The organism is Microbacterium sp. BWR-S6Y, assembly GCF_041379845.1.
In the GTDB taxonomy this organism is placed as follows: Bacteria; Actinomycetota; Actinomycetes; order Actinomycetales; family Microbacteriaceae; genus Microbacterium; species Microbacterium hydrothermale.
Window position 1 is genome coordinate 240480 of the sequence record NZ_JBFECV010000001.1, and the last position, 13195, is coordinate 253674.

A 13195-nucleotide genomic window follows, 5' to 3' on the forward strand; every position below is an offset into this window, starting at 1 on the left:
CACGCTCAGGGACGCGGAGGAAGCGCCTCGTGATCGATCCAGCGCGACAGGACCGCCGCGGCATCCGCTCCCCCGGCCCGCTCGACGGCGTGACGGAAGTCATCGGTGGTGACCAGCCCATGCCGGTGCTCGACGGTCCAGGCGCGGAGGAGGTCGAAGAACGCACCGTCGCCGAGCGCACGACGGACCGCGTGCAGGGCGATCGCGCCGCGCTTGTACACGCGGTCGTCGAACATGTCGTCGGGTCCGGGGTCGACCAGCAGCAGATCGCGGGGCTTCGCCGCCAGACGGGCGTAATTCTCGGCGACGCAGCTCTCGACGTCGGCGGCACCAGACTGCTCCGACCACAGCCACTCCGCGTAGCAGGCGAACCCCTCGTTCAGCCAGATGTCGCTCCAGCGCGCGAGACCGACGCTGTTGCCGAACCACTGGTGGGCGAGTTCGTGGGCCACGAGCCGCTGGGCGGCGGGGACGAGGTGGTTCATGCCGAAGACGGCGAGGCCCTGGGCCTCGAGCGGGATCTCGAGCTCATCGGCCGTCACGACGAGGGTGCACGCCTCCTGCGGATACGGCCCGAACAACCGCTCGAAGAGACGCAGCATGTCGGGCACCGTCGAGAACGCCCGGTCGGCGGCCGCCGTCAGCGCGGGCGGGGCCGTGACGACCACGGCCGGCACGGCGCCATCCCCACTGCCGACGAGAGGGCGCGTCCGATAGGGGCCCACGTGCACCGCAGCGAGGTAGGTCGCCGTGGGGACGTCCGAGGTGAAAGTCGTCGTCACCCGACCACCGCGGCGCGTGCTCGCCCCGGCGACGCCGGTGGCCGCGACCGTGTAGCCGTCGTCGACCGTGATCTCCATACGCATCGTCGCGCGGTTGTCGGGCCGGTCGTTGCACGGGAACCACGTGGGCGCGCCGATCGGCTGCCCCGCGACCAGCGCACCGTCGGTCAGCTCCTCCCACCCGACGGCGCCCCACCGCGAGCGCCGCGGGGCCGGAGCGCCCGCGTACGTCACCTCGACGTCGAAGGAGTCTCCCGCGGCGATCGACCCACCCGGGGTGACGCGCAGCACGCGCGGTCCGCCGGCGTACCGCGCCGGCATCCCGTTCACCCGGACACGGCTCGTGCGCAGTCCCACCAGGTCGAGTGCGAACGACGACAGCGCCTCGCGGGCGACGGCGCGGATCGTCGCGACGCCCTCGAGCCGGTTGGTGCGGACGCGGTAGCCGAGCGTCAGATCGTACGAGAGCACGTCGTATGACACGTCGCCGCTCTGCGGGGCGTAAGGGTCGGCGGTGCTCACGACGTCGACTGGTAGGCGCGCACCTTCACCGCGCGCCAGGGGCCGATGGGGTTGCCGCTCCACCGCGAACCGACGGGAACGGTCTCGCCGCGCATCACGAGCGAGGCGGGACCGACGGTGGCGTGGGCGCCGAGGGTCGAGGCCGGCAGCACCACGCTGTGGGGCCCGAGGGTCGCCCCGGGCTCGAGCTCGACGGTGTCCATGCTCATGATTCGATCATGGAACAGGTGCGTCTGCACGACGCAGCCCCGATTGACCGTCGACGCGTCGCCGAGGGTCACGAGATCGGGCTCGGGGAGCCAGTAGCTGTCGCACCACACGCCGCGACCGATGCGCGCGCCCAGGCTCCGCAGCCAGACGGCCAACGCCGGGGTTCCCGCGGCCGCCCGCGCGAACCAGGGCGCAGCGACCATCTCGGTGAAGGTGTCCGACACTTCGGTGCGCCAGACGAAGCTCGACCACAGCGGCTGCTCCCCCGCACGGATGACACCGACGATCGCCCACTTCGCCGCCGTGGAGACGCCGGCGGCGACGGCCCCGGCCGCGAGCAGGACCACGCCCGACAGCAGCAGCGTCCACACCGGTCCGACGCCCTGCCACAGCGCCGCGAGGGAGAACACGACCCCGAGGCCGATGGCGCACGTCACGACGACGGGCACGAACCGGCACAGCTCCCACAGCGTGCGGGCGAGTCGGAGTCCCGCGGTGGGGCGGTAGGTGCGCGATTCGTCGCCCTCCGCCGACAGACGCCGCAGGCGCACAGCCGGTGAACCGAGCCAGGACGATCCGGCCTTCGCCTTGCGCGGCGCGGCGGACAGCACGGCCACGAGTCCGTCGCGCGGCACCCGGTGACCGGGGGCGGCCATGCCCGAGTTGCCGAGGAACGCGCGCTTGCCGATGCGCACCGGCCCGATCCGCAGCCATCCGGCGTGCAGTTCGTACGAGGCGACCATCGTGTCGTCGGCGAGGAACGCGCCGTCTTCGATCCGCGCCATCGACGGCAGGAGAAGGACGGTGGATGCCTCGACGTCACGGCCGACGCGCGCGCCCAGCATCCGCAGCCAGACGGGGGTGAACAGCGACGAGTACAGCGGGAACAGGATCGTGCGCGCAGCGTCCAGCAGACGCTCGATCGTCCACGCCTGCCACGCCACGCGGCTGCGCACCGGGTGCGTCCCCTCCGCGAGCCCGAGCGAGAACACGCGGACAAGCAGCACCACGGATGCCGCGAACACGAGTCCCGTGACGGCGACGGCCGGAACGAGCCAGGCGAAGGCCGCTCCCGCCGCGTCGGCCAGGGTCGCCGATCCGCGGATCCCCTGCGCGAGGACGAGACCGCCGACCGTGAACGCGGCGAGCGGGAGCAGCGCGAGCAGCACCGCCGACGCCGCATAGGCCCAGAGCCAGCGGGTGGGCGTCGGCGGCCGTTCGGCCGGCCAGTCCTTGGCCGTTCCGCCCACGCGGACGGCGGGAGACCCGGCCCACGACTGGTCGGCCTTGACCCGTCCGAAGACCGCGGAACCCGGGGCGATCTCGGCGCGACGGCCGATCCTCGTCCCCGGCGCGAGAGTGGACCGGGCGCCCACGGTCGCCTCGGCGCCGATGCGCACCTCGCCGATGCGCACGAGGTCGCCGTCGATCCAGTACCCGGTGAGATCGACCTCCGGCTCGATCGACGCCCCGTCGCCCACGACGAGTAGACCGGTGACCGGGGGCAGCGCGTGCAGATCCACATCGCGACCGATCCGCGCGCCCAGCGCACGGGCGTAGTACGACACCCAGGGCGCTCCGGCCAGGCCGACGGCATCCACCTGGTCGGCGATCTGCTCGGCGAGCCAGAGCCGGATGTGCACCCAGCCCCCGCGCGGATAGTCGCCCGCGCGCACGCCCGCCAACAGCAGTCGCGCGGATGCCACGGCGATCGCCATGCGCCCGAACGGCGTCGCGAAGACCAGCAGCCCGACCACGAGCACGCCCCAGGGGACGCTCGGCAGCACCTCGAACCCGGGCACGAGCTGCAGGATGGCCGACGCCGTGAGCAGGTACAGGAGCCAGCGGATGCCGGAGAGGATGAACAGCGGAGCACCGAGCACGGTCTGCACCCACTGCGTCGCACGCGGCGTCGGAACCGCCCGGTGGAACGACGCCGGCGTCTCGTCGCCCAGCTGGGGCCCGAGGGCCTTGGCCATCGCGCCGAGCCGCGGCACGTCGTAGATGTCGGCGACGGAGAACTCCGGCACGCGCGCGCGGATGCGGGAGACGAGCTGCGCGGCGGCGAGCGAGCCGCCCCCGAGATCGAAGAAGTCCGCCTTGCGATCGGTCACGGCCAGCCCCAGCACCGCCTGCCACTGCTCGGCGAGCCACGCCTCGTCGGCCGAGAAGTCGGTGGGGGCGGGGGCGTCCACTCCCGGCAGCGGCCACGGGAGCGCCGCGCGGTCGACCTTGCCCGACGTGCGCACGGGGAGGGAGTCGACGACCCCCAGCAGCGGGATCGTCGCGGCCGGCAGGCGCTCGGCCAGGAGCGAGCGGGCGGCTGCGCGATCGAGCTCGCGGCCGTCCTCCATGACGAGGTATCCCACGAGCACGGGGACGCCGGCGTCGGTGGTGCGCACCGCGACGGTGGCGGCGCTGACCTGAGGAAGGTCCTGCAGGGCCGACTCGACCTCGCCGAGTTCGATGCGACGGCCCCCGACCTTCACCTGGTCGTCGGCGCGCCCCTGAAAGACGAGCCCCGCCGCTTCGAAGCGCACGAGGTCGCCCGAGCGATAGGCCCGCTCCCACCCGAGGGTCGGCATGGGCGCGTATTTCTCGGCATCCTTCGCGGGATCGAGGTAGCGCGCGAGACCGACGCCCCCGATGATCAACTCGCCCACCTCGCCCTCGGCGACCGGGAGTCCCTCCGCGTCGACGACGGCGAGCGCCCAGCCGTCCAGGGGCAGGCCGATGCGCACCGGGAGGGTGCCGTCCAGGGGTGCCGCGCACGCGACGACCGTGGCCTCGGTGGGCCCGTAGGTGTTCCAGACCTCGCGCCCCTCGGCGACGAGGCGGGCGGCCAGTTCGGGCGGGCACGCCTCTCCGCCGAAGATGAGCAGGCGCACGTTCTCGATCGAGTCGGCCGGCCACATCGCCGCGAGGGTGGGGACCGTCGAGACCACCGTGATCCCCTGCCGCAGCAGCCACGGCGCGAGGTCCTCGCCCGAGCGGACGAGGGAGCGCGGGGCGGGGACGAGGCACGCCCCGTGACCCCACGCGAGCCACATCTCCTCGCACGAGGCGTCGAACGCGACCGAGAGTCCGGCCAGCACGCGATCGCCCGGGCCGAGCGGCTCGCCCTGCAGGAAGATGCGCCCCTCCGCTTCGACGAAGGCCGCGGCGGAGCGGTGCGACACGGCCACGCCCTTGGGCACGCCGGTCGATCCGGACGTGAAGATGATCCAGGCGTCGTCGTCGACCGTGGGCGGGGCCACGATCGGCACGGCGCTCGTGCTCGGGTGCGGCGCGGCCCCCTCGTACAACCTCACGAGGTCGCCGTCGCCCTCGGCGGGCACGAACTCCCCGGTCCCGGCGACGATCCCGCGCACGCCCGCCTCGCCGAATACCAGGCGCGCACGCTCGTCCGGATCGTCCGCGTCGACCGGAACGTACGCGGCCCCCGCAGCCATCACGGCGAGGATCGAGACGTACAGCTCTTTCGAGCCCGACGGCATGCGCACGCCGACGCGGTCGCCGCGTCGCACCCCCGCGTCGTGCAGGGCGGCGGCCGTCTTCCACACGCGGGCGAGCAGCTCCCGGTAGCTGAGGGCGCCGGATCCGTCGTCGATCGCGGAGGCCTCGGGATGCCGTGCGGCCACGGCCGACAGAAGGTCGATGAGCGTGCGCGCGGGGGCGGCGGCATCCGTTCGATCGAGCGGAGCCTGGGCGGCGGAGGCGGAGGTCGTCACGGGGACGAACAGTACAAGGCCCCGGGAAACACCCCGGACGGGCCGCCCCGGTTCACCTTCCGTTCACCCGCACAACGCAGACTCTTAAGAGTCGCTGTTTACCGTTCACGACGAACCCTGCACCGGGTTCCGTCCCCAAACATGCGAAGGATTCACACCGTGAAGCTCTCCCGACTCGCCCTGCTGGGCTCCGTGGCCGCCGTGGCCTCCCTGACTCTCGCCGGCTGCGCCGGCACCTCGGGCTCCGGCGACGCCGCGGGCACCTCAGCCTCCCCCACCTCGTCCGACGTGGCCTTCAGCATCGACCCGAACCTCTCGGGCACGATCACCGCGGGTGGCTCCAGCGCCCAGGCCAACGCGCAGGCCGCGTGGACCAGCGCCTACAACGCCCAGGCCAAGGGCGTCACGATCAACTACGACAAGTCGCAGGGCTCCGGCGGTGGCGTCACCAACTTCCTGAGCGGCGCGTACGACTTCGCCGGCTCCGACGCGCCCCTCAACGCCGACCAGACGACCCAGTCCAAGGCGCTGTGCACCGACGGCGGCGTGAACATCCCCGTCTACCTCGACGGTGTCGCGATCATCTTCAACATCCCCGGCGTGACCGAGCTCAAGCTCTCGGGCGAGACCATCGCGAAGATCTTCGCGCTGCAGATCACCGACTGGTCCGACCCGGCCATCACCAAGGACAACGGCACCGCGCTTCCCGCCGGCGCCATCACCACCGTCGCGCGTTCGGACGGCTCGGGCACGACCCAGAACTTCACGAACTACCTCGCCGCGACCCAGTCGTCGGTGTGGACCTCGCCCGCGGGCAAGGACTGGCCCATCGAGGGCAACGTCTCCAAGCAGAAGGGCGGCTCCGGCGTCGTCGAGGCCGTCAAGGCCGGCTCCGGCACCATCGGCTACGCCGACCACTCCGCCATCGGCGACCTGAACGCGGCGTCGGTCATCCAGGACGGCACCGCCGTCGCCTACAGCCCCGAGGCCGTCACGGCGACCTTCGAGGCCGCGGCCGTCGACGCCTCCAACGGCGTCACGGGCGACCTGTCGAAGAAGTTCGACTACTCGAAGCTCACCGCCGAGACCTACCCCATCCCGCTGGTCTCGTACGCCGTCACCTGCACCTCGTTCAAGGACGCCAAGCAGGCCGAGCTCGTGAAGTCGTACCTCGGCTTCGTGACCAGCTCGCTCGGCCAGCAGGTTGCCGCAAAGAACGCCGGCTCGGCCCCGCTGCCCGACTCGGTGCTCGAGGCTGCTGCCGAGACGCTCGCCGCCATCAAGTAAACATCTCTCCGGTTTCGGCCCGGCTCGCACCTTCCGTGCGGGTCGGGCCGGGCTGATCGGAACGGTCGACCCGAGTCGAACGCTCCGCTGAGCCGACATCCTCAGAGACCACCCGACCGAGGAGCACCCATGACCCGTGCCGAGCGTAAGGTCCCCCGTGACTGACACCGTCTCCGACACCGAGACCGCCCCGTCCGCACCGACCGATCCGACCCCGGCCCGCACGAGCATCGTGGGCAAGCGCCGGGTCGGCGACTCCGTCTTCCTGGGTCTGTCGACCACGGCCGCGGTGTCGATCATGATCATCCTCGCGGGCGTCGCGATCTTCCTCATCCTTCGCGGTCTGCCCGCGATCACGGCCAACTGGAGCGAAGGCGACCTCGCCGGCTACCAGAACGGGCAGTGGTCGAACTTCTGGGAGTACGTCGGCCCGCTGCTCTTCGGCAGCGTGTGGGCGGCCTTCATCGCCATGATCATCGGCACGCCGGTGGCCATCGGCATCGCGCTGTTCATCTCGCACTACGCCCCGCGTCGCGTGGCCGGCGCCCTCGGCTACGTCGTCGACCTGCTCGCCGCGGTGCCCTCGATCGTCTTCGGCCTGTGGGGCATCATCGTCATGCGCCCGCTGCTGCTGCCCGTCGGCGAGTTCCTCAACGAGTACCTCGGCTGGATCCCGCTGTTCCAGGGGCCGGTGTCGTCGACGGGTTCGACCATGCTCACCGGTGGCGTGGTGCTCGCGGTCATGATCCTCCCGATCGTCACCTCGATCACGCGCGAGATCTTCCTGCAGACGCCGCGCCTGCACGAAGAGGCCGCCCTCGCCCTCGGTGCCACACGCTGGGAGATGATCCGCCTGGCGGTGTTCCCCTACGCGCGCAGCGGCATGGTCTCGGCGACGCTCCTCGGCCTCGGCCGCGCCCTCGGCGAGACCATGGCCATCGCGCTGATCGTGTCGCCCAGCCTCATCTACTCGGTGCTCCTGCTGACCGACGGGTACAACTCGCAGACCATCGCGGCCAACATCGCGCTGAACTTCCCGATCGCGACCGACCTGCAGCGCTCCGCGCTCATCGGCACCGGTCTGATGCTGTTCGTCATCTCGCTGGCGGTCAACATGTTCGCCCGCTACATCATCGGCGCGACGGGCCCCGGCGCCAAGGGTCGCAAGAAGGGCAAGCGCTCATGACCGTCACGGCCCCCTCCGCGCCGCTGGCCCTCACCAGCGGGCAGCTGCCCCGCTTCATCGAGCCGATGGTGCTCGTCGGCGTCGCGGCCGTCGTCGCCGGCCTGCAGCTGCTCTTCGGCGGCTTCAACATCGCCGCGTGGCTCATCCTCACCGCGGTGCTCTACCTGATCGCCATCGGCGTCGGCTCCTCGATCGTCGAGAACCGCCGCAAAGCCGTCGACCGCGTCGTGCGCGGGCTCGTCACCGCGGCCTTCCTGCTCGCCGTCGCCCCGCTGATCTCGACGCTGTGGACCGTGGTCTCCAAGGGACTCGCTGTCGTGAACCTGCAGTTCATCACGCAGGTGGGCGGCACGGCGTTCGACCCCGACACCCTCGAGGTCGTCGCGACCGCGGGCGCCTGGCAGGCGATCACGGGAACGCTCATCATCACGGGGATCGCCGCCCTCATCTCCGTGCCGATCGGCATCCTGGCCGCCGTCTACCTCGTCGAGTACGCGCAGCCCAGCAACCCGCTGCGCCGCGCGATCACCTTCCTCGTCGACGTCATGACGGGCATCCCCTCGATCGTCGCCGGTCTGTTCGCGTTCTCGCTGTTCAGCCTGATCGTCGGGCCGAAGGCCTTCAGCGGGTTCTCGGCATCCATCGCCCTCTCCGTGCTGATGATCCCGATCGTCATCCGCTCGACGGAGGAGATGCTGCGCCTCGTGCCCGCCGATCTGCGCGAGGCGTCGCTCGCCCTGGGCGTCCCGCGCTCGGCGACGATCATCAAGGTCGTGCTGCGCACGGCTGCGTCGGGCATCATCACCGGCGTCGTGCTGGCCGTGGCCCGCGTGGTCGGTGAGACCGCGCCGATCTTCATCGCGGCGAGCTTCACCGACAACTTCAACTCCAACCCGTTCGAAGGCCCGATGCAGACCCTCCCCGTCATGGCGTACACCGCGTACAGCTTCCCGGGGCAGGACATCGACGCCTCCCAGGCCCAGGCCTGGGGAGCCGCTTTCCTCCTGGTCGTCCTCGTCGTCATCTTCAACCTGATCGCCCGTATCGTGGCGGCGGTGTTCGCGCCCAAGGCGCGCTGAGCCCAAGAAAGGCACCTTCGTGTCCAAGAGCATCGAGGTCCAGGACCTCAACGTCTACTACAGCGACTTCCTCGCGGTCGAGGGCGTCTCGATCGACATCGAGCCTCGCTCCGTCACCGCTTTCATCGGACCCTCGGGATGCGGCAAGTCCACGTTCCTGCGCACGCTGAACCGCATGCACGAGGTCATCCCCGGCGGACATGTGAAGGGTCGCGTGCTGATCGACGGCGACGACCTCTACGGCCCGGGCGTCGACCCGGTGCTCGTGCGCCGTCACGTGGGCATGGTGTTCCAGCGCCCCAACCCGTTCCCCACGATGTCGATCCGTGAGAACGTGCTCGCCGGTGCCCGGCTGAACAACAAACGCCTCTCGAAGAGCGACGGCGACGCGCTCGTCGAGAAGTCGCTGCAGGGTGCGAACCTGTGGAACGAGGTCAAGGACCGCCTCGACAAGCCCGGCGGGGGCCTCTCGGGCGGTCAGCAGCAGCGTCTGTGCATCGCGCGCGCGATCGCCGTCTCACCCGACGTGCTGCTGATGGACGAGCCGTGCTCGGCGCTCGACCCCATCTCGACGTTCGCGATCGAGGAGCTCATCTCCGAGCTGAAGAACGAGTACACGATCGTGATCGTCACGCACAACATGCAGCAGGCCTCGCGCGTGAGCGACAAGACCGCGTTCTTCAACATCGCCGGAACCGGCAAGCCCGGCAAGCTCATCGAGTACAACGACACGTCCACGATCTTCACGGCGCCGACCGTGCAGGCCACCGAGGACTACGTCTCGGGACGCTTCGGATAAGACGCCCCGCGAAGGCCCCGCTCCGGCGGGGCCTTCGTCGTTCCCGGTGGCCGTCGATCGTGATGCACGCTCGATCGCGATGCACGCTCGGTCGGGCCTGCACCTGGTCGCGTCGCGCGGGCGATCGCGAGGCGTGCTCGCTCCGACAGACGCTCGATCACGACGCGCGCGCGGCCCGACACGCCCGTCCCCGCCGCGGACCCCGCTCAGTCGCGACGCTCGAGGAGGAACGCGTTCAGATCGTCGGTGAGGTCGCGGTCGATCGCGACGGGCACACCGTCGACGGCGGAGATCGGAGCCGCGAGACGCACGCTCGACAGCAGCCACGCGGCATCCGCGCGCGAGAGATCGGCCACCGGGACGGTCTCGTACGTGGTCAGGAGACCACGCCCCTCGAGGTGCGCGAAGACGCTCAGCTGCGTCGTGCCGTGCAGGATGCCCGCGCTCGGCGCCGGGGTGACGAACCGTCCGTCGATCCGGAGGAGCACGGATGCCGTGGGAGCCTCGAGTACGAAACCGTCGGTGGTGACGAAGACGGCGTCGTCGGCCCCGCGGCGCTTGGCCTCGCGGATCGCGGCCATGTTCACGGCGTACGACAGGGTCTTCGCCCCGAGCAGCAGCCAGGGCGACTGCGCCGGGACGCCCAGGGGGTAACCGCGGTCGAGTGTCACCACACGCACCCCGTCTCGCCGCGCCGCCGTGTTGTCGGGGGCGTCCGCGAGGGTGACCCACGCCGTGGGGTGCGGACCCCCCTCGACGCCACGGCTCAGGATGAGCTTGATCACGCTCTCCCCCGGCCCGGCTTCGGTCGCGACCCGGTCGACCGCCGCGCGCCACTGGGCGAGGTTCGGTGCGGGGAGATCGCATAGGGCCGCCGAATGGGCGAGACGCTCGAGGTGGGGTCCGACCTCGTGGGGGTGCCCGTCGACCACCCCGATCGACTCGAAGACCCCATCTCCGCGCTGCGCGCTCAGTTCGCCGAGCGGCAGAGCGGCGGCGTCGGGATCGACGACGCGGAGAGTGCCGGTGTGATCGCCGCCCTGATCATCGGATGCCACGGGGTCGATCATGAGAGCGAAACGCCAAGCCATGCAGCGAGCCTACGCCGGGGGCCCGACACGCCCGGGCCTTGTCAACGGGGGCGTGCGAGGGAATGTCTTCGCGGTCGCCTTGTTACACTTCTACAGCCGGGCCGCAGTAACCCCGGGCTCCATCTTCTGCCGCTATGAGCGGCCTTGCGCCGAGAGGCGTTCTGCGGTCCGGCACTTTTCTTTTGCGGGACGGCCGCGCAGCGCCCGCGCCGCCATCCCCCGCTTCCGGGCCCGACTTTCCTGGCCCCGTCGAGCGTCGAGGCCACTCTGTTGCGGGTCCAGCGACGCGGCACGTGAGGCCCCCCGAGGGCAAAGGCTCAGCTGAGGGCAAAGGCTCAGCTGAGGGCGTCGCGGCGCCAGAGCGCGGCCGAGGCCGAGAGGTCGTCCGCGTACGTCGCGAGCCGCAGCGCGCGCGTGGTGAGGGCGGTCGCACGCTCCGACTCGGTGTTCTCGTAGTCGTCGGCGAGGTGCGTCGAGCCGGCCGCCTGCACGCGACAGAAGGCCGCGGCACGATCGAGGGCCACCGCGAAGTCCCCCTCGAACAGACCGCGCAGGATGGTGTCGATGAGCTGGACGAGCTCCTCCGGGCCGGCCGGAGCGGGGGCTCCCGCGACCACCGCGTCGACGGTGGCCATCTCGACCCTCCCGCGCTCGTAGAGCAGCGCCGCGGTCGGAGCATCGTCGTGGATCATCAGCTGCAGCAGGTAGAGCCGCCACAGCGAACCGGGGAGCGACCGTGCGGGCGAACGCGACCACAGTTCCGCGATGTCGTCGATGCCGTGATCGTCGGTGAAGGCGACGAGGCGCTCGACCACGTCGACGCTCGGATCGGCACGCACCCGAGAGAGCAGAGCCTGGGCGGTGCTGTGGGCGACGCGCGAGACCTCCGCCGGATCTTCGGCCGAGAACAGCCGATCGAAGAGCTCGGCGGGCCGGCGGACCGGCTTGTGGAATTCGCGGGGTGAATCGCTCATCGTTCCAGGCTAGAGCGTGCCCCGGGGCGAGTGGGCCGCGAGCGACCCGCTCCCCCGTGGATGCTCAGGCCGTGGCGACGGCGACGACCGGAGCCGTGCTGGGCGTCCCGTCGGGCGAGCCGCCCGCGGGCTCGATCGTCACGGCGATCACGTCGCCGCTGTGCATCTCGCCCTGCAGCACGGCGGTCGCCTTGCCGTCGGCGTCCGGTTCGAAGGTTCCCGCGGCGATCGGCGTCTCGCCCCGCACGAACCAGAGCTCGTACGTCTTGCCGGCCTCGGGCATCGGCATCCCGTCGGTCACGAGGACGCTCTGCCCCGTCGAGGGCGACCAGTGCGCGGTCGCGACGGTGCCGTCGGGCAGCGTGGTGGTCGCCGACTGGGCGTCGGGGGCGTCCTCGATCTGCTGCAGGGCGACCACGGCGGGCGGCGGGGAGAAGATCTGGCTGACCGTCACCGCGCCGAATCCGAGCACGAGGACGGCGGCGAAAGAGGCGGCGAGGGTGAACCATCGACGCGGTCCCCATCCGGATGCCGCCGACGGACCGACCGCGACCGCTTCGCGTTCGGAGGCGACAGGGGCGGCACCCGCGGCGGCGAAGTCCTCGTCGTCGAGCATCGCCTGCGCGCCGGCTGACACCGACATCGGAGCGGAATCCTGCGGAAGGTCGGAGATGCGCGCGAAGAGAGCCTCACGCACGGACGGCGGGGGCTCGACGGGTTCGATCGAGGCGCTGATGGCGGTGACGATGTCGCTGGCATCGCGGACATGGTGGTCCCAGTGCGGATTGCCTGCCAAAGCCTCCTGGTACGCGCGTTCATCTGCCTCCGACAACGCATTCATCGCGTGTCCGACGGCGAGGTCGGCGAAATCCCTCTCGTTCACTTGTCCACCCCCATTTCCATCCTCAGTCGCGACAATCCGTCGCGCATCCTGGTTTTGATCGTTCCGAGCGGCGCCCCGACGAGGGTAGCGATCTCACTTTGGCTGTACCCACCGAAATAGGCGAGCGTGAGGGCTTCCTTCTGGGCGTCGGGAAGCGTCGCCAATGCATCGACGACGCGCCGCCCTTCCATTTTCAGTTCTACTCTTTCGGAGACGTCGTCGTAAGCGACATCCATATCCCGGAAGCCCGCACGCACATCTCGATCCGTGCTCGACTGCGAGGACCGGACCCGGTCCACCGCTCGTCGATGCGCGATCGTGAGTACCCACGACCTTCCCTGTCCTCTGTTCGGAGTGAACCGCGCGGCGGATTGCCAGACCTCGAGAAAAACCTCCTGCAGGACTTCTTCGCTCTGCGCGCGGTCCACGAGGACCCGCAGGATGAGTCCGAACGCGCGAGCGGACAGCGCGTCGTACACGGCGGCGAAGGCGGAGCGGTCGCCGTCGGCGACCCGGAGGAGAAGGGCGCCGATCTGGTCGGCGGCTCCCGCCCCGTCGTCGGGGAGGTCGAAGCCGTCGATCACCATGGCATCCATCATTCCCTACGTCGCCCGGGAGTCACGCGTACGTGCGCGCGCGTCGCGGTTGGGC

10 protein-coding genes are annotated in these 13195 nt (G+C 70.8%); 4 read left to right on the forward strand and 6 right to left on the reverse strand.

Annotated features, from left to right (window positions below):
• Positions 1-5: 5 nt before the first annotated feature.
• On the reverse strand, positions 6-1304 hold the full coding sequence (locus AB1K56_RS01095) for a M1 family metallopeptidase (protein WP_371204161.1): 1299 nt from the start codon (positions 1302-1304) through the stop codon (positions 6-8).
• On the reverse strand, positions 1301-5245 hold the full coding sequence (locus AB1K56_RS01100; RefSeq protein WP_371204162.1) for a Pls/PosA family non-ribosomal peptide synthetase: 3945 nt from the start codon (positions 5243-5245) through the stop codon (positions 1301-1303). The genes AB1K56_RS01095 and AB1K56_RS01100 overlap by 4 nt, the downstream gene beginning before the upstream one ends.
• Positions 5246-5404: 159 nt before the next feature.
• On the opposite strand from AB1K56_RS01100, the gene AB1K56_RS01105 reads away from it, so the two are divergent.
• The 4 genes from AB1K56_RS01105 (at position 5405) to pstB (ending at position 9596) form a co-directional block, all read left to right on the forward strand.
• Positions 5405-6532 (forward strand): phosphate ABC transporter substrate-binding protein PstS, encoded by a 1128-nt coding sequence (locus AB1K56_RS01105; RefSeq protein WP_371204164.1) that lies wholly within the window; start codon positions 5405-5407, stop codon positions 6530-6532.
• 157 nt (positions 6533-6689) lie between these two features.
• Positions 6690-7718, forward strand: a complete 1029-nt coding sequence (gene pstC / locus AB1K56_RS01110; RefSeq protein WP_371204165.1) for a phosphate ABC transporter permease subunit PstC — start codon at positions 6690-6692, stop codon at positions 7716-7718.
• Positions 7715-8797, forward strand: coding sequence for a phosphate ABC transporter permease PstA (gene pstA / locus AB1K56_RS01115; RefSeq protein ID WP_371204166.1), 1083 nt, complete (start codon positions 7715-7717; stop codon positions 8795-8797). Before pstC ends, pstA begins: the two co-directional genes overlap by 4 nt.
• 19 nt (positions 8798-8816) lie before the next feature.
• On the forward strand, positions 8817-9596 hold the full coding sequence (gene pstB, locus AB1K56_RS01120) for a phosphate ABC transporter ATP-binding protein PstB (protein WP_264631205.1): 780 nt from the start codon (positions 8817-8819) through the stop codon (positions 9594-9596).
• Between the two features lie 206 nt (positions 9597-9802).
• Here pstB and AB1K56_RS01125 read toward each other — a convergent pair whose 3' ends face one another.
• The 4 genes from AB1K56_RS01125 to sigK form a co-directional block, all read right to left on the reverse strand.
• A complete protein-coding gene (locus AB1K56_RS01125) occupies positions 9803-10687 on the reverse strand; it encodes an aminodeoxychorismate lyase (protein WP_371204167.1) in 885 nt (294 codons plus the stop codon).
• 335 nt (positions 10688-11022) lie between these two features.
• Positions 11023-11661: a DNA-directed RNA polymerase subunit beta gene (locus tag AB1K56_RS01130; RefSeq protein WP_371204168.1), complete on the reverse strand. Its 639-nt coding sequence runs from the start codon at positions 11659-11661 to the stop codon at positions 11023-11025.
• Positions 11662-11725: 64 nt separating this feature from the next.
• Positions 11726-12544, reverse strand: coding sequence for an anti-sigma factor domain-containing protein (locus tag AB1K56_RS01135; protein ID WP_371204169.1), 819 nt, complete (start codon positions 12542-12544; stop codon positions 11726-11728).
• Positions 12541-13131, reverse strand: a complete 591-nt coding sequence (sigK, locus tag AB1K56_RS01140; RefSeq protein ID WP_371204170.1) for an ECF RNA polymerase sigma factor SigK — start codon at positions 13129-13131, stop codon at positions 12541-12543. Before sigK ends, AB1K56_RS01135 begins: the two co-directional genes overlap by 4 nt.
• Between the last annotated feature and the right edge of the window lie 64 nt (positions 13132-13195).

Coding starts and splice junctions, on each gene's coding strand:
- AB1K56_RS01125 (WP_371204167.1), bottom strand. CDS start 10,687: ATGGCTTGGCGTTTCGCTCTCATGATCGACCCCGTGGCATCCGATGAT.
- AB1K56_RS01130 (WP_371204168.1), bottom strand. CDS start 11,661: ATGAGCGATTCACCCCGCGAATTCCACAAGCCGGTCCGCCGGCCCGCC.
- sigK (WP_371204170.1), bottom strand. CDS start 13,131: ATGGTGATCGACGGCTTCGACCTCCCCGACGACGGGGCGGGAGCCGCC.
- pstA (WP_371204166.1), top strand. CDS start 7,715: ATGACCGTCACGGCCCCCTCCGCGCCGCTGGCCCTCACCAGCGGGCAG.